At 69.6% G+C, this 21,170-nt stretch carries 20 protein-coding genes; 14 read left to right on the top strand and 6 right to left on the bottom strand.

Translation table 11 applies throughout. The features are described from left to right. Window positions 1-279: 279 nt before the first annotated feature. From BM013_RS34365 to BM013_RS34335, 7 genes are all read left to right on the top strand, one after another. Window positions 280-2,604, top strand: a complete 2,325-nt coding sequence (locus tag BM013_RS34365) for a hypothetical protein (protein ID WP_093133596.1) — start codon at window positions 280-282, stop codon at window positions 2,602-2,604. 70 nt (window positions 2,605-2,674) lie between these two features. Beyond that, window positions 2,675-3,286, top strand: a complete 612-nt coding sequence (locus BM013_RS34360) for a hypothetical protein (protein WP_093133593.1) — start codon at window positions 2,675-2,677, stop codon at window positions 3,284-3,286. Beyond that, entirely contained in the window at window positions 3,279-4,007 is a 729-nt protein-coding gene (locus BM013_RS34355) for a hypothetical protein (RefSeq protein ID WP_093133591.1), read from the top strand. Before BM013_RS34360 ends, BM013_RS34355 begins: the two co-directional genes overlap by 8 nt. Continuing rightward, on the top strand, window positions 4,004-4,516 hold the full coding sequence (locus BM013_RS34350) for a hypothetical protein (protein WP_256221825.1): 513 nt from the start codon (window positions 4,004-4,006) through the stop codon (window positions 4,514-4,516). The genes BM013_RS34355 and BM013_RS34350 overlap by 4 nt, the downstream gene beginning before the upstream one ends. After that, complete coding sequence (locus BM013_RS34345) at window positions 4,513-5,358, top strand: COG1470 family protein (RefSeq protein WP_093133588.1); 846 nt, start codon at window positions 4,513-4,515, stop codon at window positions 5,356-5,358. The genes BM013_RS34350 and BM013_RS34345 overlap by 4 nt, the downstream gene beginning before the upstream one ends. Then, entirely contained in the window at window positions 5,358-6,011 is a 654-nt protein-coding gene (locus tag BM013_RS34340) for a hypothetical protein (protein WP_093133586.1), read from the top strand. The genes BM013_RS34345 and BM013_RS34340 overlap by 1 nt, the downstream gene beginning before the upstream one ends. A gap of 126 nt (window positions 6,012-6,137) precedes the next feature. Beyond that, the gene (locus tag BM013_RS34335; protein ID WP_093133583.1) at window positions 6,138-6,659 is read left to right on the top strand and encodes a DUF3761 domain-containing protein; all 522 of its coding nucleotides are present in this window, start codon (window positions 6,138-6,140) and stop codon (window positions 6,657-6,659) included. A 14-nt stretch (window positions 6,660-6,673) separates the two neighbouring features. Here the strand turns inward: BM013_RS34335 and BM013_RS34330 are convergent, their stop codons facing one another. After that, the gene (locus BM013_RS34330) at window positions 6,674-7,723 is read right to left on the bottom strand and encodes an ABC transporter substrate-binding protein (protein ID WP_093133580.1); all 1,050 of its coding nucleotides are present in this window, start codon (window positions 7,721-7,723) and stop codon (window positions 6,674-6,676) included. A gap of 288 nt (window positions 7,724-8,011) precedes the next feature. On the opposite strand from BM013_RS34330, the gene aqpZ reads away from it, so the two are divergent. Beyond that, window positions 8,012-8,719, top strand: coding sequence for an aquaporin Z (aqpZ, locus tag BM013_RS34325; protein WP_093133578.1), 708 nt, complete (start codon window positions 8,012-8,014; stop codon window positions 8,717-8,719). 13 nt (window positions 8,720-8,732) lie between these two features. On the opposite strand, the gene BM013_RS34320 is transcribed toward aqpZ, so the two are convergent. The 4 genes from BM013_RS34320 to BM013_RS34305 form a co-directional block, all read right to left on the bottom strand. Continuing rightward, window positions 8,733-9,071, bottom strand: a complete 339-nt coding sequence (locus tag BM013_RS34320) for a hypothetical protein (protein WP_093133575.1) — start codon at window positions 9,069-9,071, stop codon at window positions 8,733-8,735. A gap of 154 nt (window positions 9,072-9,225) precedes the next feature. Further along, window positions 9,226-10,611 (bottom strand): sensor histidine kinase, encoded by a 1,386-nt coding sequence (locus BM013_RS34315; protein WP_093133574.1) that lies wholly within the window; start codon window positions 10,609-10,611, stop codon window positions 9,226-9,228. 127 nt (window positions 10,612-10,738) lie between these two features. After that, window positions 10,739-11,395 carry a response regulator gene (locus BM013_RS34310; RefSeq protein WP_093133571.1) on the bottom strand — a complete coding sequence of 219 codons (657 nt, stop codon included), beginning with the start codon at window positions 11,393-11,395 and terminating at the stop codon, window positions 10,739-10,741. Between the two features lie 116 nt (window positions 11,396-11,511). Then, window positions 11,512-12,345, bottom strand: a complete 834-nt coding sequence (locus tag BM013_RS34305) for a pseudouridine synthase (protein WP_093133569.1) — start codon at window positions 12,343-12,345, stop codon at window positions 11,512-11,514. A gap of 190 nt (window positions 12,346-12,535) precedes the next feature. On the opposite strand from BM013_RS34305, the gene BM013_RS34300 reads away from it, so the two are divergent. From BM013_RS34300 to BM013_RS34275, 6 genes are all read left to right on the top strand, one after another. Next, complete coding sequence (locus BM013_RS34300) at window positions 12,536-13,624, top strand: bifunctional nicotinamide-nucleotide adenylyltransferase/Nudix hydroxylase (protein WP_093133567.1); 1,089 nt, start codon at window positions 12,536-12,538, stop codon at window positions 13,622-13,624. Window positions 13,625-13,693: 69 nt separating this feature from the next. Continuing rightward, on the top strand, window positions 13,694-15,139 hold the full coding sequence (locus BM013_RS34295; RefSeq protein ID WP_093133565.1) for a nicotinate phosphoribosyltransferase: 1,446 nt from the start codon (window positions 13,694-13,696) through the stop codon (window positions 15,137-15,139). Window positions 15,140-15,400: 261 nt separating this feature from the next. Beyond that, entirely contained in the window at window positions 15,401-16,558 is a 1,158-nt protein-coding gene (locus BM013_RS34290; protein WP_093133562.1) for an MGDG synthase family glycosyltransferase, read from the top strand. After that, window positions 16,555-17,046 carry a hypothetical protein gene (locus tag BM013_RS34285; RefSeq protein ID WP_093133560.1) on the top strand — a complete coding sequence of 164 codons (492 nt, stop codon included), beginning with the start codon at window positions 16,555-16,557 and terminating at the stop codon, window positions 17,044-17,046. The genes BM013_RS34290 and BM013_RS34285 overlap by 4 nt, the downstream gene beginning before the upstream one ends. Before the next feature lie 2 nt (window positions 17,047-17,048). Then, complete coding sequence (locus BM013_RS34280; RefSeq protein WP_256221824.1) at window positions 17,049-17,612, top strand: dual specificity protein phosphatase family protein; 564 nt, start codon at window positions 17,049-17,051, stop codon at window positions 17,610-17,612. Window positions 17,613-17,699: 87 nt separating this feature from the next. Continuing rightward, window positions 17,700-18,830: a zinc-binding dehydrogenase gene (locus tag BM013_RS34275; protein WP_093133555.1), complete on the top strand. Its 1,131-nt coding sequence runs from the start codon at window positions 17,700-17,702 to the stop codon at window positions 18,828-18,830. 132 nt (window positions 18,831-18,962) lie between these two features. On the opposite strand, the gene fusA is transcribed toward BM013_RS34275, so the two are convergent. Continuing rightward, window positions 18,963-20,981: an elongation factor G gene (gene fusA / locus BM013_RS34270; RefSeq protein ID WP_093133552.1), complete on the bottom strand. Its 2,019-nt coding sequence runs from the start codon at window positions 20,979-20,981 to the stop codon at window positions 18,963-18,965. Window positions 20,982-21,170 lie beyond the last annotated feature (189 nt).

The following is a 21,170-nucleotide window of genomic DNA, read 5'->3' as shown; positions in this document are numbered from 1 at the left end:
GAATGAGAAATATCGGAGCCAAAAAATTCTAAGTCGGCAAGGCGTCCATGCAATGACGCCGCACCAACTTCTTCAGATGGGAGGTCCTTCGACTTCATCAAGAAGCCGGTGAAATCGAAAGGCTCCATTCTGAAGAGAAGCCACGGAAAAAAACCAACGTTCTCCTCTGAGGAAACCCTTCGAGACATCAAAAGTTACCATAGATGACAGTTCTGAAATATCCTGATCCTTGATTCGAAACAGGGCGGTCAACGCCCGGGACAACAGGGATGTCTTTGGATGATTCGAGTGACGCTGTGGACAGCGGCCGGTCCCGCCGGCACACGCTGGCGCCCGGCGCTCGCGCACATGTGGCTCGGGTGCGCGACGGCCCTGGCAGGGTTTCCCTGCGCGCAGGCACAGACCGCAGCGCCGCCGAAGAACAACGCAGCGGCACCGGCCGCCCCCGTCGTGGCTGACGCGCGCATCGAACCCATCGACCGCGCACAGGCGGAGCAGGCGCGCCTGAGGGCGCTCATCGACTCCGCGCCCAAGGCCTACGAAGACCGCTTCATGAACCCCGACAGCGACACGCTCGCGGGTGGCAACCCCTCCGACGCCGAGGCCGAGCAGCCGCAGGGCTTTCGCGCGTGGCTGGTGGAAAGCCGCATCGGCTTCGGCGACGCCACCAGCACCGGCTTCGGCCGCCAGCGCGCGAGCGAGGCCGGCCAGCGCTTCGAGTACCGCCGCGAGACGCTGAACTACGGCGAGTTCGTGCTGCAGGCCGACGCGCGCCACCTGAGCGGCGACAGCTTCCTGAGCGGCGGCGGCATCGGCTCGCTGGGCTATGCGCGCCAGGCCACCAGCGGGCGCTTCACGCTGCGCAACCTGGGCTTTCCGCTGACCACGCAGACCTTTGCCGACACCGCGGTGGGCGACATCTACAGCGAGCTCACCGACGGCCTCTCGCGCAACTACCGGCTCTCGCTGGGCTCGACCACGGTGCGCGGCGCGTCGGCGCGCGTGTTCAGCTCCGACCTCGACGTGCGCGCGGGCTTCGGCGAGCGCGGCAACCTCGCGGGCGGGCCGTACCCGGGCTTCGAGAAGAGCCAGGGCACGCTGGGCTGGCTCGGCGCGACGCGGCGCCTGGGCGAGCCGTGGTTCGCGTCGTTCCAGCTCGACCAGGCGCGCGACGTCCCGGCCTACTACTTCGACCCGGTGAGCGGGCAGGGCTTCGGGCGCAAGGACGTCACGAGCTGGGCCACCTCGATCGGCTACGGCCGCGAACCGCTGCGCGACGGCGACGTGAAGGGGCGCGCCACGCTGGTGGGCAGCCGCACGAATTCGCCGACCCCGGGCGTGGCCACCAGCGGTTCGCAGGGGCTCTTCGTGGAGGCCAGCGCGCGCACCGGCGCCTGGCGGCACGAGGCCGGCGTGTACGCGGCGCGGCCCAACCTGTACTTCGGCGACTACCCGCTGGCCACCGGCACGCGCGGCGCCTACTGGCGCATCGACCGCAGCGACAGCCGCCTGAACTGGGGCGCCGCGCTCGACTTCGAGCGCGCGGCGCCGAACGACAACTTCAACCTGTTCGGCTACCGGCGCACCGGCGCGAGCGGCAACTTCCAGTACCTGCTGGACCGCAACAGCTCGTTCGGCGGCAGCCTGAACCTCACGCAGACGCGCTACGCGGGCAGCTCGGACACCGCGACGACGCCGGCCTCGGCACAGAACTCGGCACAAAGCTCGGCACAGGGCAGCCGCTTTCGCAGTCTCTACGCCGACGCCTTCTACCAGACGCGTTTCTTCGACTGGCCGCGCAGCCGCTTCAACCTCTCGGTGCGGCGCAACGAAGCCATCGTGCTGGGCGACGGCACGGCCACCGGCCAGGAACTGCAATGGGAGCAGGACTGGATCGGCGGGCGCTTCGAGACCCTGCGCCCCGAGCTCACCACCACGGTGGGCTACGCGCGCGACCAGAGCAACGGCAGCACGCGCAACTACCCCACCGCCGGCGTGCAGTTCCGCTTCTGGATGGCGCAGGGCTTCAGCGTGACGGGCAACCTGCGCTACACCTCGCAGCACGGCGGCCTGTACACGAGCCGCGGCCTGTCGGGGTCGCTGAGCGCCGAGAAAGACCTCGCGCCCGGCTGGCGCGCCGGCATTGCCGCCAACCTGAACCAGGCGCGCGCCACCACCGTGCCGGTGGCGCTGAACACGCCCTCGCTCTTTCGCACCAGCGACAAGACGGTGTACGTGTACCTGCGCTGGGAGGGCTCCGGCGGCTCGGCCTACCAGGCCGCGGGCGCGCGCACCGGCACCGCGGGCGGCGGCAGCGTGGCGGGGCGCGTGTTCTACGACGCCAACAACGACGGCGAGGCGCAGATCGGCGAAGGCGGCGTCGCCAACGTCGAGGTGCTGCTCGACGGCCGCTACCGCGCCGTGACCGACCGCGACGGCCGCTTCGAATTTCCGCTGGTGACCACGGGTCGCCACCAGCTCACCCTGACGTCCGAGACCGTGCCGCTGCCCTGGGGCCCGGCACGCGACGCGGGCACGAGCGTCGATGTTCCGCTGCGCGGCCAGGCCAGCGCCGCGATCCCGGTGACCAAGGTGGGGCAGTGACCATGCCGCGCCACGCCACCGCCGTGTTTTCTGTTCCGCTTTCTTTCACCGCAACGCAAAGGAAACCGAGATGAGACCTCACCTGAAACTGCTCACCGTGGCGGCCGGCACGGCCCTGGCACTGGCGGCCGGCGTGGCCCTGGCCGAGAGCCAGTACGGCTACGGCACCGGCGCGCCCGCCGTGACGGCCCAGTCCCACCTCAACCTGAGCGTGACGGTGCCCAAGCTGATCCTGCTGCGCGTGGGCACCCAGACCGGCTCGGGCGACACGCTGAACTGGACCGCGCCGATCACCTGGGCCACCGCGCCCGCGATCACGGCCGGCAACAACCAGGCGGCCAACTGGGACGGCACGGCGCCCACGCTCGGCACGGTGACCAACCCGGCGGCGGTGCCGGTGTCGGCATGGACCAACAGCGCGGGCGGCGGCTCGCTGAGCTACACGGCCACCACCTTCGCGCCCACCGGCGGGCCGGCGCTGACCAACATCGGCGTGGCGTCGGGCGCGGGCCTGGCGCACCCGGGCGGCGCGACGCTGGCGGCCACGAGCACGGCGCCGAGCACCTTCGTGCCGTCGGCGGTGGCCACGGGCACCTGGACCTTCTCGCTGACGGGCTCGACGCTGACCTGGGCGCCCGGCACCTACACGACCACCATCACCTACACCGCGACCAGTGTCTGATGCGCTGCGCGCGGGATCGGTATCGCCCACGCTGCGCGCGGGGCCGGTGCCGCTCGCGCTGCGCGCGGGGTCGGTAGCGTTCGCGCTGCGCGCGGGGTCGGTAGCGCCCACGCTGCGCGCGGGGTCGGTAGCGCCCACGCTGCGCGCGGCGGTGGCACTCGCGCTCCTCGCCGGCGTGGCGCCGCGCGCCGATGCGGTCTTCACCTATGCGCCGACCAGTTCGGCCGCCTACGGCATCACGCTGCAGGTGGGCGCGGCGACAGGCATCGACGAGGTGGTGTTCAACGCCACGGGCGCCAACGCGGGCCTCGCGACGGGCACGTCCATTCCCGGTTCGCAGTCGATCATCATCCGCGTCAGCCCCGCGCGGCCGGCGCGGCTGCTGGTGGAGAACCGGCCCGTCACGCTCACCGCCACGGTGCCGGCCGGGCTGAGCTGCACCACCACCAGCTGCAGCGCCACGGTGATCCCGTTCAGCGAGATCAGCTGGGTGTCGACCAACGCGACCAGCCCCGCCGAAGGCGACATCCAGAGCGGCGCCTTCGTGGCCGGCAGCACGCAGACGCTGGCCAGCTTCGACGGCGCCACGGCGACCATCCTGCTGGTCAACGGCGACACGCGCTTCATGTCCAACACGCTGACCTTCCGCTACGCCAACACCACGGTGTACCCGGCCGGCAGCTACAGCGGCACGGTGCGCTTCACGGCGACGATGCTGTGACCACGCACGCCACCCGGGCCACTGCGAGCGCGGCGCTGCTGGCGGCGCTCATTGCCGCGCCCAGTGCTGCCCTGGCGCTGGTCGAGCGGCTCGACGACTCGGCCTCGCCGAGCGCGCAGGTGCGCGCGCAGGAAGACAACTCGCCCGTCACCGCACCGAACAGTGCTCCCTCGCCCATCGTGCAGATCGCCTTCGGCCGCGTGCACTACCGCCTCGCCACGGCGCGCTACGTGGGGCGGCAGGCGCGCATCTACTACGTGCTGCCGATGGGCATTCCGGGCCTGCGCTCGCCGGCCGGCCTGCAGGTGAGCTGGCGCACCAACGGCCTGTTCGCCAGCGGCAGCGGCCGCCCCGGCGAGCGCGTGCCGGTGTGGAGCGGCCAGGTGCGCGACGCCTGGATGACCGAAGCGCTCGACCTCACGTGGCAGGTCGACGTACGCGAGGTGAGGCTCACGCGCGGCATGCCGCTGGGCTTCGAGGCTTACTTCGAGATCGAGACACTGCCATGAGACTCCACACCCGCTTCGCTGCACCGGCGGTTGCCCTGGCAGCCGCATTGGCTGCACTGGCCGCGCTCACCGCTGCACCGCCCGCCTGGGCCGCGCCCTTCGAGATCGCGATCATGCCGTCGCGCTTCGAGCTCGCCGCCAAGAGCGGCGCGCGGCTGGGCCAGACGCTGGACATCCACAACGTGGGCACCACCCCGACCGAGGTGTCGGTGCGCACGCTCGACTGGAGCTATTCGCCCGAGGGCGAGATCGCGTACCTCGACGCGCTGCAGCCCGGCAGTTGCCGCCCCTGGGTGCTGCTGGAGCGCAAGACGCTGAAGGTGCCGGCGCGCGGCAAGGCGAGCTTCCGCTTCCAGATCGAGCCACCGGCCGATGCGCCGCGCGGCGAGTGCCGCTTCATGCTGGCCATCGAGGGCGTGGAGCCGGCCTACCGCGCCGCCATCGGCCAGGGCGGCTCCAGCCTGAGCCTGCCGGTCACGGGGCGCATCGCGGTGGCGGTGTACGTGCTGGTGAACGGCGCCGAGCCCAAGCTCGCGCTGAGCCAGGTCGGCATGCGCGAACTGCAGGGCCGCCGCACGCCCTATGTGACCGTGAGCAACACCGGCGACGCGCACGGCCGGCTCGACGGCAGCCTGGACGCGACCGACGCCGCCGGCAAGCGCTTCGAGATGGTGCCCGAGGGCACGCCCGTGATGCCGGGCCAGACGCGCCAGATCGCGCTGCAGCCCAAGGCCTCGGCCAACAACGACGGCAAGGCGCCCGCGCCGGTGTATCCGCTGAAGGCCAGCGGCACGCTCGACTGGGAGAAAGGCGGCTTCAAGGTGAACGCGGAGTTCCGCTGATGCGGTGCCGGCGCGGCACCCTTGCGGCCGCCGCCGGGTGTGCCGCCGCGCTCGTTGCGGCCTCCTGCGCCACCGACGCCGCGCGCGCCGGCACCGCCACCACCACGGGCCTGGGCGCGCCGGCGTCGACCGACCTGAAGTTCACCGTGAACATCGACAAGTTCGTGTTCTTCCGGCTCGGCGACGGCGCCTGGCCCACGGTGAACGGCACCGTCAACACCGCCGCCTTCACGCTCACGCCCACCATTCCCGGCGGGCCGACCACGCCGGTGGTGGCCAACAACACGGCCGCCAACTGGAACGGCGGCGCGCCGGTGTTCGCGGTCTCGCCCTCGGCGGGCGTCAAGCTGGCGGTGGAGGTGCGCAGCAACGGCGGGCAGGTCACGCTGCGCGCCACGGCCAGCACGCCGCTGATGAGCGGCACCAACACCATCCCGATGTCGGAGATCACGATCGCCACCGACGACGCCGCGCTGCCCGCGCCCGCGATTCCCGACACCGGCACGGGCGGGGCGGTGAACGTCACGCCCACCAGCTTCGGCACGCTCGTGACGCAACGGGCCGCGAACTGGACGTTTTCGTACGCCAACCTCACGAGCCGGCCGGCCGGGGTCTACACCGGGCAGGTCACTTTCACGGCCAGTTCGCCCTGACAGTTCGCCTTTAAAGCGGCCGGAAGTCGCAAGGAACGGCCTTGCGGCGCGCCAAGTCAGCTGGCGCTGGGATCGCGCCCCAAAGCTCCGGGTCGGAACTTTTCCTTCACCTTTCAGGAGCTTTGCATGAACAAGACCCCTCGCGCGCGCTGGATCGCCGCCGCCTGCCTCGGCTTCGCCGCCCTCGCCGTACAGGTGCAGGCACAGGCACAGGTGCCCGCCGACGCACCCGCCGGCACCACCGTGCAGTGCAAGGACGGCAGCTATGCCGCGCCCGACGCCAAGGCCGGCGCCTGCCGCGGCCACAAGGGCATCAAGACCTGGTACGGCAAGGACGCTGCTGCCGCGCCGGCTGCTGCGGCTGCCGCTGCCGCTCCGGCCGTGGAAACCCAGTCGGCCAGCGTCAACAAGACCGGCGTGGCCCCCAGCACCGGCACGGCCACCAGGACGCCCGGCTCGCCCGACCTCACGAAGATGGCCGCCGCACCGGGCGGCGGCGCGGGCAAGGTGTGGGCCAACGACGAGACCAAGGTCTACCACTGCATGGGCGACCGCTACTACGGCAAGACCAAGAAGGGCGAGTACCTGAGCGAGGCCGATGCCAAGGCCAAGGGCATGCACGCCTCGCACAACAAGGTTTGCTCCTGATCCGCGACTAGCGATCAGCGCGGCTGCGACTCGACTTCGCGCGTCCAGCGGTCGATCAGGCGCTTGCGCTCGGCCGCCTTGCCGTACTTCTCGAAGTCGTACCTGATGAGCTTGACCTCGGCCATCGACGGAATGCGCGGGTCGGGCTTGAAGGTCTTGTTGGCCGGCGACTGCAGGCTGCCGGCCTTCGCGCCGATCGACTGGCCCGCGGGGCTCATGAGCCAGTCGTAGTAGCGCCTGGCGTTGTCCTTGTTGCGCGCGCCCTTCACGAGCGCGATGCCGCCGATCTCGTAGCCCGTGCCTTCGCAGGGCGCGGCGGTCTTGACCGGGAATTTGTCGAAGCGCCACTTCTCGAAGCCGAAGATGAAGCTCACGCCGATCGCCACCTCGCCCTTGGCCACGTCGGGCGCCTGCGCCTGGCCGCTGCGGGTGTAGCTGGTGACGTTCCTGTGCAGCTTCTTCAGGTAGTCGAAGGCCTGCTCCTCCCCCATCTGCTGCACCAGGCCCGCGATGATGGTGTAGGCCGTGCCGCTGGTGGCGGGGTGCGAGATCTCGATCTCGCCCTTGTACTCGGGCTTGACCAGGTCGGCCCAGCACCTGGGCTCGGCCAGCTTCTTTTTCCTCAGCACGTCGGTGTTGAAGCCGAAGCCCATCGCGCTCGTGTAGAAGCCGCCCACCATGTTCTGCGACAGCGCGTACTGCCGCACCGCCCAGTCGTGCAGGTCGTTGATGTAGGCCGGCCGGTAGGGCTCCAGCAGCCCCTGTTCGGCCGCCTGCAGGAACGGATCGCCGGTGCCGCCCCACCAGATGTCGGTCTTGGGGTTGGCGGCTTCCGCGCGCAGCTGCGCGCCGATCTCGCCGGTGCCCTTGTGGGCCTGCAGCACCTTGATGCCGGTCTCGCGCGTGAAGGCCGTTGCCGCCGCTTCGCACCAGCCCGCGTCGGTGCTGCACAGCGCGTTCACCGTGCCTTGCGCGGCGGCGTTGGATGCGCCCAGGAGGGTCGCCGCTGCCGTGCATGCGGCGATGGCAAAAGGTCGAAGGGGTCGGATGGCAAGGCGGTGCATGGCGCGGTTCTCCTCGTTGTTCGAAGACGCAGGATACCGAAGGCACGGGCGGGTGCCATGCCGGTGCTTCAGCGTGCCGACCTCCGCGTCGCCACTCTGAAACCGTGACGGAATACTCAATCGATAAACGCAACCCGTTTGCGTAAAAACACAAAGTCGCAACAACCGTGAACAGGTTCCGGTAGAGCGAAAGACATGTAGCGCACCCCCTTCCACCGTTCCTAGAATCCGCCCCGCGCAAGGCCCCGGGGCCCTCCGCGCACCTTCTCAACTTCAGGATGGAGCGTCATGGAACACAGTACCTACAAGAAGTGGTCTGCCGAATTCATTGGTACTTTCTGGCTCACGCTCGGAGGCTGCGGCAGCGCGGTGCTGGCGGCGGCCTTCCCGGGTACCGGCATCGGCTTTCTCGGCGTCGCGCTGGCCTTCGGCCTCACGGTGGTGACGGGGGCCTATGCGCTGGGCCCGATCTCGGGCGGGCACTTCAACCCGGCCGTGTCGATCGGCCTCGCGGCCGCGGGCCGCTTCAAGGCCTCGCAGCTCGCGGGCTACATCGTGGCGCAGGTGCTCGGCGCCATCGCGGCGGCGGGCGTGCTCTACCTCATCGCCACCGGCAAGCCGGGCGCGGACATCGGCGGCTTCGCCACCAACGGCTACGGCGAGCACTCGCCCGGCAAGTACGGCCTCACGGCCGCCCTGCTGTGCGAAGTGGTGATGACGGCCGTGTTCCTGATCGTGATCCTGGGGTCCACCGCCAAGCGCGCGGCCGGCGGCTTTGCCGGCCTGGCGATCGGCCTGTGCCTCACGCTGATCCACCTGATCTCGATCCCGGTGACCAACACCTCGGTCAACCCGGCACGCAGCACGGGCCCGGCCCTGTTCGGGCCGTCGCATGCCATGTCGGAACTGTGGCTCTTCTGGGTGGCGCCCATCGCGGGCGCGCTGATCGGCGCGGTCGTCTACCGCGCCCTGCTCAGCAACAGCAACGACGACTGACGCGGCGCTTCGCTCAGCTGCCGGAGCCCGACTTCACCATCGGCAGCGACGTCGATTGCCCGATCGGCTCGGTGCCGCTCGGGTGCGACGCCGCATAGGCGCCGGCCTGGATGTCGGCCACCGGCAGCGTCGAGTTCATCGCCGGTGCGCTGGTCGACTGGCCCATGGGCTCCGTGCCCGTCGGGCGGGCCGCGGCCATGGCGCCGGCCTGGACTTCGGGCTTTTCGGGCGAGTTCATCTGCAGCGGATGAAAGTCCGAACCATCCATGGTTTCGGCCGATGCATTGACCGTGCCCAAGGCTGCCAGCGCAGCGAAGGAAGCGACGGCAAGAAGCTTGAAGGAAGTGCGCATGATGTGTGTTCTCCTGGGTTCAGGTTGTCTCCGGTCACGTGCCGTCGCGCGAACTGCGCGCGGCAGGACCTGAACGCACTCTAGGCACGCAGACTGACATGGCGGTGAGCGAAGAGTTAGCCACGGGTGAGTGCCGCGGCCGTTTCTTCCCACTCTACGTTGGCACGGATGGCAGGTGCACGCGCGCCATGAGGCCCGGCCCGTCGCCGCGGTTGCACAGCTCGATGCGCATGCCGTGGCGCTGCGCGGCGGTTCTCGCAATGGCCAGGCCCAGCCCGCTGCCGCCCGCCGCCGAGCCCGGCACGCGGAAGAAGCGGTCGAACACGCGGCCGATGGCGGCCTGCGGAATGCCGGGGCCGTTGTCGAGCACGTCGACCACCGCGTGCCCCTCGAAGGTGTGCAGCTTCACATCGACCACGCCGCCTTCGGGCGCATAGCGCAGCGCGTTGTCGATCAGGTTGTCGAACACGCTGCGCAGCTCGGCCGCGGGCGCGAACACCACGGCAGTGGTGCGGTCGGGGCCTTCGAAGCCGATGTCCACGCGCCGCGCGTCGGCCAGCACCATCAGCTGGCTCACGCTCTCGCGCAGCAGCACCTCGATGTCGACCCGCTCGCGCGCGTCGCCGCCTTGCGGCGCGTCCTGCCGCGACAGGTGCAGCAACTGCTCGATGAGGTGCTGCGCGCGCGTCACGCCGGCCTCGAGCTGGTTGAAGCGCTCGGTGGCCTCGCCGGCCGGCACGTGCGCGCGCAGGTTCTCGATCTGCAGGCCGATGGCGGCCATCGGCGTGCGCAGCTCGTGCGCCGCGTCCTGCACGAAACGGCGCTGCGTGGCGAAGGCGCTGCGCACGCGCGACAGCAGGTTGTTGAAGGCGCTCACCAGCGGCGCGATCTCGTCGGGCACGCGCGCCAGCGACAGCTGGGTGGGGCTGCGCTCGTCCTGCGAGGCCACGTCGCGCGCCACCGCGCGCAGCGAGCGCGAGGCGGCCGACACGATGACCCACAGGATCAGCAGCGCCAGCGGCAGCAGCAGCGTGATCGGCAGGCCTTCGAGCAGCGCGCGGCGCAGGGCGCGGCGGCGGCGGTAGTCCTCGTTCTGCAGCACTTGCACGCGCGGCTGGTCGGCGCGCGTGCCGGCCTCGGCCGTGAACACGCGCCAGGCCGAGCCCGCGTGGGCGCCGGTGTTGACGTCGCTGAAGCCCGGCGTGTCCTGCAGCGGCACCGACAGCACCGGCCACGACGTGGCGCGCAGCGTGCGGCCGTCGGCGCTCCAGATCTGCACGATGAAGGCGCCGCGCGAGAAGGCCGCTTCGCCGTCCATCGGCTGCGGCAGCTTCTGCGGCGCGCTGCCCGCGTACGACTCGGCCACCAGCCGCATCTGGTCGTCCAGCGCGTTGTGCACGAGGTTGCCGTAGGCCACGAACGAGAACCAGGCCGTGAGCACCGCCGCGCCCAGGTGCAGCGTGATGAGCCACAGCAGCAGTTGCGTGCGCAGCGAGCGCGGCCGCCACCAGCGGCCGACGGTACGAGCACCGCCGTTCATCGGGGCGACAGACCCGGGGCCTGTTCGAGAAACACCGCGCAACCGGCTTCGCCGGGCCGCAGGTGTTGCCCCCGGCAGGGGGTTGGCGAAGCGACACGAAGTGCGCGAAGCCCGGGGGCGAGCATGATCACGCAGCCACTCGCCAGCCCAGGCCGCGCACGTTGCGGATGGCGTCCGCGCCCAGCTTGCGGCGCATGCCGTGGATGAGCACGTCGATCGCGTTGCTGGTGACTTCCTCGCCCCAGCCGTAGATGCGGTTCTCGAGCTGCTCGCGCGAAAGAATGGCGCCCGGGCGCTCCAGCAGCGCGTGCAGCAGCGCGAACTCGCGCGCGGTGAGCGCCTCGCGCGCGCCGTTGACCACCACCTCGCGCGTGGTGAGGTCCAGCTGCAGCGCGCCGCTGCCGACCAGCGAATGCGCGGCGCCATCGCGGCGCCGCACGATGGCGCGCATGCGCGCGAGCAGCTCGCGGAATTCGAAGGGCTTGAGCAGGTAGTCGTCGGCGCCGAGGTCGAGGCTGTGGATGCGGTCGTCCAGCCCGTCGCGCGCGGTGAGCACCAGCACCGGGGTGGCGTCGCCGCGTTCGCGGGCGCGCCGCAGCACCTCGGTGCCGTCCTGCTTGGGCAGGCCGAGGTCGAGCAGCACGCAGGTGTAGCCGCCGTCGCCCAGCGCGCTCTGCGCCAGTTCGCCGTCGCGCACCCAGTCCGCGGACCAGCCCGCACCCTCGAGCGCCTGCTTCAGGCTGCGCCCGATCATTTCATCGTCTTCCACCAACAGCACGCGCATCGCGGCGACTCCTTCGGCCGCAAGGTAGCACGCGATCGGGATGACCGGAAGTGCCTGCGCCGTGGCGCAGCGTAATGAGCCAGAGTTAAACGGGGCTTAAAGCCCCGCCTTGCCCCTCAGAACTTCTCGTGCGGCCCGAGGTAGCGCCACTGCCCCACCGGCAGGTTGCCCAGCATCACCTTGCCGATGCGCACGCGCTTCAGGCCCACCACCTTCAGGCCCACCAGCTCGCACATGCGGCGGATCTGCCGCTTCTTGCCCTCGGTGAGCACGAAGCGCAGCTGCTCGGGGTTCTGCCATTCGACATGCGCCGGCTTGAGCGCCTGCCCGTCCAGGCTCAGGCCGTGGCGCAGCCGCGCGAGCATGGCCGGCGGAAACACCGCCTGCACGTTGGAGGTGACGGGGTCGTCGTCGTCCATGCGCACCAGCTGGCCGGTGGGCGCGGGCTGGCCCAGGCCGTGGTAGGCCACGCGCACCAGGTATTCCTTCTCCATCACCGAGTCTTCGCCGATGAGCTGGCGCGCGACGCGGCCGTCCTGCGTCATCACCAGCAGGCCGATGGAGTCGATGTCCAGCCGCCCGCACGGCGCCAGGCCGCGCAGCTGCTGCGGGCTGAAGAAGAAGCGCGCGTTGTCGTCGGCCCAGCGGTTCTGCGGCGTGAACAGCGTCACCGCCGGCTCGTGCCCGTCCTCGGCCTGGCCGCTCACGAAGCCGATGGGCTTGTTGATGAGGATGGTGACCTGGTTCGCCTGCTGGCCCTTGGCCGCCTTGTCGATCTCGATGCGGTCCGACGGCGTGACCTTCACGCCCATTTCGGCCGGCTTGCCGTTCACTTTCACCCAGCCGTTGGCGATCCACTCGTCGGCCTCGCGGCGCGAGCACATCTTGAGCTCGGCCATGCGCTTGTTGAGGCGCACGGGCGCGTGGAGGGGGGAAGAAGGCTCGGTCATGGCGATGTGGACGGCGGCGGCGCGGTCGGAGGGCTGTCGGTGGGCGGGGGACAGATGCTACAGGCACAAGCCCAGGCAACGGAAGAAGGCGTTGGAACGCAGGCCCCGCGGGGCTTGATCAAACGGCCGCGCCGATGCTATCCTGCCCCCACGGCGCGAGTTGATCGCGCTCTTTTTGGGGGATTCCCAATTGACCACGCCAAGCACACAGCACACACGCAAGTTTCAATACGCCATCGTCATCGGGCGTTTCCAGCCCGTTCACTTCGGACACCAACGACTCATCGAAGAAGGCCTTCGCGCCGCCGACAGGGTCATCGTGGTGGTCGGCTCCGACCGCAAGCCACGCAGCGTCAAGAACCCCTTCACCTTCGACGAACGCGAACGCATGGTGCGCGCCTGCCTGCGTGGCACCGAGCAGATGCGCGTGAGCGTCGTCGGCGTGGGCGACTCGCCCTACAACGACCAGATCTGGATCGCGTCGATCCAGTCCGCGGTCGACCGTCTCATCGTGCAGGACGGCCACGCACTCGCCAACGCCAAGGTCGCGCTGGTGGGCCACCTGAAGGACGCGTCGAGCTACTACCTCAAGCTCTTCCCGCACTGGGAATTCGTCGGCCAGAACAGCGTGGAGAGCCTGAACGCCACCGACGTGCGCAACCTCTACTTCGACCCCGAGAACCGCGGCCAGCTGGCGCGCGCCGACCTGCCCGACGGCACGGCCGCCTTTCTCGACCAGTTCACCCGCACCGCCGACTGCGCCGAGCTCTGCGAAGAGCGCGCCTTCCTGGCGGACTACCGCGACAAGTACCGCTATGCGGGCAGCAGCTTTCCGCCGATCTACACCACGGTCGACGCCATCGTGGTCGAGGCGGGGCACATCCTGCTGGTGCAGCGCAAGTTCCATCCCGGCAAGGGCACCTGGGCGCTGCCCGGCGGCTTCGTCGGCCAGCACGAGCGCCTGCAGGACGCGGCCATCCGCGAGCTGAAGGAAGAAACCCGGCTCAAGGTGCCCGTGCCCGTGCTCAACGGCAGCATGAAGGCCAGCCACGTGTTCGACGCGCCCGACCGCTCGCAGCGCGGACGCACCATCACGCACGGCTTCTTCTTCGAGCTGGCGCACAACCAGTGGACGGGCCTGTCGGACGTGCGCGCCGACGACGACGCGGCCGAGGTGCGCTGGGTTCCCATTGCCGAGTTCCTCGGCATGCAGGACCGCGTCTACGAAGACCACTTCTTCATCGCGAATCATTTTTTGGGTGGCCTGGGCAAGAACTGAACGACAGACCAGGCTTTGTCAGCAAGAACGGCCCCGGTTGACGGGCGCCACAGTGAAAGGAGCTTTCACATGAACCGCAATCTCACCTCCACGCCCCTGGGCAACAACCTGCTGCTTCGCACCGACTCCTACAAGGTGTCGCACTGGATGCAGTACCCGCCCGGCACGCAGACGGTGTACAGCTACATCGAGTCGCGCGGCGGCATCTTCAGCCACTCGCTGTTCTTCGGCCTGCAGGCCTACCTGCGCGAATACCTGCAGACGCCGGTGACGCTGGCCGACGTCGACGAAGCCGCCGCGCTCATGGCCGTGCATGGCGAGCCCTTCAACCGCGAAGGCTGGCTGCGGCTGATCGAGAAGCACGGCGGGCTGATGCCGGTGCGCATCCGCGCGGTGCCCGAGGGCAGCGTGCTGCCGGTGCACAACGTGCTCGCCACCATCGAGAACACCGACCCCGAGTTCTTCTGGGTCACGAGCTTCCTCGAAACCGAATTGCTGCGCGCCATCTGGTACCCGACCACGGTCGCCACGCTGTCGGCGGCTGCGCGCACCACGCTGCTGCGCTACCTCGAGGCCACCTGCGACGACCCGCAAGGCCAGATCGCGTTCCGCCTGCACGACTTCGGCGCGCGCGGTGTATCGAGCCTCGAGTCGGCCGCGCTCGGCGGCATGGCCCACCTGGTGAACTTCATGGGCACCGACACGCTGGCGGCACTGGTCGCGGCGCGCCGGTACTACGACTGCGACGTGGCGGGCTTCTCGATTCCCGCGGCCGAGCACAGCACCATCACGGGCTGGGGCCGCGACCACGAGGCCGACGCGTACAGCAACATGGTCGACCAGTTCGGCAAGGCCGGCGCCACCTTCGCGGTGGTGAGCGACAGCTACGACATCTTCAATGCCTGCGCGCGCATCTGGGGCGACGAGCTCAAGGCCAAGGTGGTGGCCTCGGGTGCCACGCTGGTGGTGCGGCCCGACTCGGGCGACCCCGCGCAAACCACGCTGAAGGTGGCGCAGATCCTGGCCGAGCGCTTCGGCACCACGACCAATGCCAAGGGCTTTCGCGTGCTGAACAACGTGCGCATCATCCAGGGCGACGGCGTCAACCTCGACTCGCTGCGCTTGTGCCTGTCGAACTTCTATCACAACGGTCTGTCGACCGAGAACATCTCCTTCGGCATGGGCGGCGGGCTGCTGCAGCAGGTCAACCGCGACACCATGCAGTGGGCAATGAAGTGCTCGGCCATGCAGGTGAACGGCGAGTGGCGCGACGTCTACAAGTCGCCCGTGGGCGACGTGAGCAAGGCGTCGAAGAAGGGACGCCTTGCGCTGGTGCAGAACGCCCGCGGCGAGGTGCAGACCTTGCGCGAGGAAGCGCTTGCGGCGGAGCAGACCGACCTGCTGCAGACGGTGTTCGAGAACGGACGCATCGTCGAGAACACCACGTTCGAGGCCATCCGGGAGCGTGCTGCGGCGGGGGTGAACCAGTTCGTCACTTCGCGGGCGCCGCTCTGAAGAAGATTGTTCAGCGGCGCGTGCACAGGCCGCGCTGCCGGTGCTCGCCGATCAACGACTGCACCTGACCACGAGCACGCCGATGGCGGGTCCTGTTTCGCGAAATAAAGGAGGAGGCCGCAGGCCGGGGGACATTCGCGAAACAGGGCCCGCCGTCGGCGGGATCGCGCCCCGGATCTCCAACGCCCCTGCGAGGGCCAGCAGCGGTGCAGCCGGCAGTGCCACACGGCATGGCCATAATCCGCGCAACTCCCGGAATTCATGACCAAACTCCTGATCCTCAGCGTGAGTGCCGGCAACGGCCACGTGCGTGCTGCACAGGCGCTTGCCGCCACCGCCCAGACCCTCGTCCCGCCCTGCACTGCGGTCCACATCGACGCGATGGCCCATGTGGCCGGCGGCTTTCGCAAGGTCTACACCGACTGGTACATCCAGCTCGTGAACCGCGCTCCCGAGCTGTGGTCGTACCTGCACCAGCGCACCGACAGCACGCCGCACCACGCGCCGTCGCAGCGCCTGCGCCGCGGCATCGAGCGGCTGAGCACCGGCGCGCTGCTGAAGGAGATCCACCGCGAGAAGCCCGATGCGGTGGTCTGCACGCACTTCCTGCCGGCCGAGCTGCTGATGCGCGAACGCAACCGCGGGCGCATCGACTACCCGGTGTGGCTGCAGATCACCGACTACGACCTGCACAACATGTGGCTCGTGCCGGGCATGGCGGGCTACCTGGCCGCCACCGAGGAAGTGGCTTTCCGCCTGCGCGCGCGCGGCATTCCGGAGGACCGCATCCATGTGACGGGCATTCCGGTGATGCCGGCGTTCTCCGAGCCCGGCGTGCCGGCGCTGGCGCGCAACGCCTGCGCGGCCGAACTCGGCCTTGACCCGTCGCGCCCCGTGCTGCTGATGGCTTCCGGCGGCGCGGGCGTGGGCGACCTGGCGAGCATGGTCGAGCGCGTGCTCGGCCTGGGCGGTGAAGGCAACTTCCAGGTGATTGCGGTGGCCGGCCGCAACGTGGAGGCGCACGGCAAGCTCGAGGCGCTGGCCCGACGCTACCCGGGCCGCGTGGTGGCCATCGGCTTCACCAACGAGATGCACAGGATGATGGCCGCGGCCGACCTGGTCGTGACCAAGCCCGGCGGCCTCACTGTGTCGGAGTGCCTGGCGCTGGGCAAGCCGATGCTGCTGATCTCGCCCATTCCGGGGCAGGAAGAACACAACGCCGGCTTCCTGATGGAAGAAGGCGCCGCCTGGCTCGCCTACGACGCCATCGGCCTGGACTACAAGGTCGCGCGCCTGATGGCCGACCCCGCCAAGCTCGCGAACATGGCCGCGCGCAGCCGCGCACTGGGCAAGCCGCAGGCCGCGCGCGCGGTGCTGCAGCACGTGCTGGGCACCCCGGCCACGGGAACCGCGGCGTGAGCGGCGCCGTCGAAAAGACCGGCGTGGGCCGCACGCTCGGCTACCTCGCATGGGTGGTCGTGATGGCCTTCTTCTTCGCCAACGCCGAGATCCAGATCGAAGGCGGCGCGGGCTGGGCCACGTCGCTGCCGACGTGGCGCATCGAGAACAGCATCTGGCTCGACCTGTTCTGGGGCGGCCGCGCGATGACGGGCTACCACGCGTGGGTGTTCACCTTCATGGCGCTGGTGTTCTTCTCGCCGCTGGCCTACAACGGGCGCTGCACCTGGCGCGACGTCGGCCTCGCCGGGGCCGGCCTCATCGTGTTCTGGGTGTGCGAAGACTTCCTGTGGTTCATCATCAATCCGGCCTTCGGCTGGGCGCGCTTCAACCCGGTCGACGCGTTCTGGCACAAGCATTGGGTGTGGGGCGCGCCGGTCGACTACTGGGGCGGCCTGGCGGTGGCGCTGCTGATCCTGGCGACGCGGCACTGGCGGCGCAGGAAATGACGATGACGACGAAGAAGCACACCAAGCCCGAAGAAGCACTCGACGATCCGCGCCCCGGCCACTGGGCCGACCCGCTGGACACGCTGCAGGTCGAGAACCTGCACCGCATCACGCCCACGCTGTACCGCAGCGCGCAGCCGCGGCGCGCCAACATGGCCGCGCTGCAGTCGCTGGGCATCCGCACGGTGGTGAGCCTGCGTTCGTTCAACGACGACCGCAAGGTGTTCGCGGGCAGCGGCATCCGGCTGGTGCGCGTGCCCATCAACACCTGGTCGATCGACGACGCCAAGGTGCTGCGCGCGCTGCTGGCCATCCGCGAGGCCGAGAAGCACGGGCCGGTGCTGATCCACTGCATGCACGGCGCCGACCGCACCGGCGTGGTGGCGGCGGTGTACCGCATGGCCGTGCAGGACTGGGACAAGGACAGCGCGCGCCACGAGATGCTGCGCGGCGGCTACGGCTACCACACGCTGTGGCGCAACATTCCGCGCTTCATCGAGCGGCTCGACCCCGTGAAAATGCGCCACGCGCTGGCCCATGCCCCCGTGATTGCGCTGGTGTCCTGAACGCGCCAGCAGCTTTCGCACCCCGCTCCTATACTGGCCGCCCCGTGGCCCCAGGCCATCTGCGAACCTGCTGAAAAGGGCTCTTCCATGGCACTGCAAATCCGCTCCCTCGTTCGCGCCAGCGGCGAACTCGAACTCTCGCTGCACGACGACCCGATCCCCGAACCGCAGGCCCACGAAGTGGTGATCCGCGTCGAGGCGTCGCCGCTGAACCCGTCGGACCTCGGCCTGCTGTTCGGTGCCGCCGACATGAGCACCGCCAAGGCCTCCGGCACCGCCGAGCGCCCCGTCGTCACCGCCACCGTGCCCGAGCGTGCGCGCCCCGCCATGGCGGCGCGGCTCGACGAGTCGATGCCCGTGGGCAACGAAGGCGCGGGCGTGGTGGTCAAGGCCGGTTCGTCGCCGGCCGCGCAGGCGCTGCTCGGCAAGACCGTGGCGGCCATCGGCGGCGCGATGTACTCGCAGTACCGCAGCCTCGCCGCCGCCCAGTGCATGGAACTGCCCGAAGGCACCACGCCGGCCGAAGGCGCTTCGTGCTTCGTGAACCCGCTCACCTCGCTCAGCATGGTCGAGACCATGCGCATGGAAGGCCACAAGGCGCTGGTGCACACCGCGGCCGCGTCCAACCTGGGCCAGATGCTCAACAAGATCTGCCAGAAGGACGGCATCGCGCTGGTGAACATCGTGCGCAAGCAGGAGCAGGAAGACCTGCTGCGCGGCCTGGGCGCGAAGTACGTGTGCAACGCCAGCTCGCCCACTTTCATCGAGGACCTGACGCAGGCCTTGGTCGAGACCGGCGCCACGCTGGCCTTCGACGCCACCGGCGGCGGCAAGCTCGCGGGGCAGATCCTCGGCTGCATGGAAGCCGCCATCAACCGCACGGCCAAGGAATACAGCCGCTACGGTTCCACCACGCACAAGCAGGTGTACATCTACGGCGGCCTCGACCGCAGCCCGACCGAGTTCGTGCGCAACTTCGGCATGGCCTGGGGCATGGGCGGATGGCTGCTGTTCCCGTTCCTCGGCAAGCTCGGCGACGAAGGCACGAAGCGCCTGAAGGCGCGCGTGGTCGCCGAGCTGAAGACCACGTTCGCGAGCAAGTACACGCGCGAGGTGTCGCTGGTCGAGATGCTGCAGCTCGACGCGATCGGGGTGTATGGCAAGCAGGCGACGGGCGAGAAGTTCTTGCTGAATCCCAGCAAGGGCGTGGCGGCCTGAACCTGCGCCTGGTTCGGGGGGCGATCCCGCCGACGGCGGGCTCGTGATCGAGCGCGGTGGCTGACCGGCCGCGAACCGCCGACGCAACGCAAAAAAAGGGCGGCCCTTCCGGACCGCCCTTTCACGAGGCCATCAGCTCTTCACGAGCATGGCCATTTCACTCGCGGGTGCCACTGCGTAGTGGTCGAACTGCATCGTGTACTGCGCACGGCCCGAAGACAGCGCGCGCAGGTTGCCGATGTAGCCGAACATCTCCTTCAGCGGCACATGCGCCTCGATGACGGCGGCGTTGCCGCGCACCGTCTGGCCGCGGACCATGCCGCGACGCCGGTGCAGGTCGCCGATGCAATCGCCGAGATGGTCGGCGGGCGTGATGACTTCCACCGCCATCACCGGCTCCAGCACCTGCGGCCCGGCCTTGGCCGCCGCCTCGCGGAAGGCCGCGCCGGCCGCCAGCTCGAAAGCCATCGCCGACGAGTCGCGCTCGTGGTGGCTGCCGTCCACCAGCGTGGCCACGAAGTCCACACAGGGGAAACCGGCGACCACGCCTGATTGCGCCGCCCGGCGAATGCCGGCCTCGACCGCGGGAATGAACTCGCGCGGAATGACGCCGCCCACCACCTGGCTCTCGAACACGATGCCTTCGCCCCGCGCACGCGGCGCAAGGCGCAACTTCAGCTCGGCGAACTGGCCGGGGCCGCCGTTCTGCTTCCTGTGCACATGGTGCACCTCCGTTTCTCTGGATACCGTTTCCCGGAAGGCGACCTGCGGCCGCCCCACCGACACTTCGACGCCGTGCTTCGCGCGCAGCGTCTCCACAGCCACATCGAGCTGCAGCTCGCCCATGCCCGACAAGATCGTCTGGCCCGACTCGGCGTCCTGCCGCAGCTGCAGGCTCGGGTCTTCGCGCAGCATGGCCTGCAACGCCTTCGACAGCGCCTGCTGTCCGGCCCGCGCCTTCGGCTCGATCGCGACGTGGATCACGGGCTCGGGCACGCTGATCTCCTCCAGGTGAACCGGATGATTCCGGTCGCACAGCGTGTGACCGGTCAGCGTGTCCTTCAGCCCGACGATGGCGGCAATGTCGCCCGCCACCAGTTCGTCGCGCTCGATGCGATCGTCCGCATGCACTTCGTACAGGCGGGCGGCGCGTTCGGTGCGGCCGGTCGTGGCATTGAGCATCGTGTCGCCACGCCGCAGCCTGCCGCCGTACACACGCACGAACACCATCGCGCCGTGGTCGTCGCTGGCCACCTTGAAGGCGAGCGCCGCGAACGGTGCTTCGGCGTCGCATGCAGTCGCCACCTCGCCCGGTGCCGGCAGCCAATCGACGACGGCGTCGAGCAGCGGCTCCACGCCGCGGTTGCGGAACGCGGAGCCCGCGAGCACGGGCACGAAGGCACCGGCCAGCACAGCCTTGCGGATGCAGGCGCGCAGCACGTCGGCCGACGGCTCTTCGCCGTCCAGGTAGGCCGCCATGGCCGCGTCGTCCTGCTCCAGCGCAAGCTCCACCAGCCGCGCACGAAGGCGCTGCGCCGGGGCCAGCAGATCGGCAGGCACATCGGCCACGCGGCAAGGCTGGCTCGCGTCGTCCTTGTCCCAGACGAGCGCGCGCATGCCGAGCAGGTCGACGACGCCGCGGAAGTCGCCTTCCGCGCCGATGGGCAGCTGCACCGCCACGGCCTTCACGCCCAGGCGTTCTTCCATCATCGCGACCACGCGCGGGAAGTCCGCGCCCAGGCGGTCGAGCTTGTTGACGAAGGCGATGCGCGGCACGCGGTACTTGTCCGCGAGGCGCCAGTTCGTTTCCGTCTGTGGCTCCACGCCGGCCACGCCGTCGAACACCACGACCGCGCCGTCGAGCACGCGCAGCGAGCGGTTCACCTCGATGTTGAAGTCGATGTGGCCGGGCGTGTCGATCAGGTTGATCTGCGTCGTCTTCCAGCGCACCGTGATGGCCGCGCTGCTGATGGTGATGCCGCGCTTCTGCTCCTGCGGATCGAAGTCCATGCGCGCCGTGCCCTTGCTCACGTCGCCGATGCGATGGCTCTCGCCGGCATGGAACAGGATGCGTTCGGTGGTGGTGGTCTTGCCCGCGTCGACGTGGGCAATGATGCCGATGTTGCGGAGGTTTCTGGTTTTCGGGTTCATGGCGAATCTTTCTTTTCTGTGTTCGAAGCGCTCTGCTTCGAAGGCCTGGTTGGCATGCGCCAGCCCCAGGCAGAAGATTCGCCTGGGGGCTAGCGACGAACGGTGTCGTGCAGGGTGCTGATGCGGCGGCCGGAGCCCGGGCGCACGGTGTCCACGCTCCGGCGGAGGCGAATCGTGGCGATCAGCTTG

The organism is Variovorax sp. OK605 (assembly GCF_900115445.1).
In the GTDB taxonomy this organism is placed as follows: Bacteria; Pseudomonadota; Gammaproteobacteria; order Burkholderiales; family Burkholderiaceae_C; genus Variovorax.
This window is presented reverse-complemented; position numbering and strand designations above follow the sequence as displayed.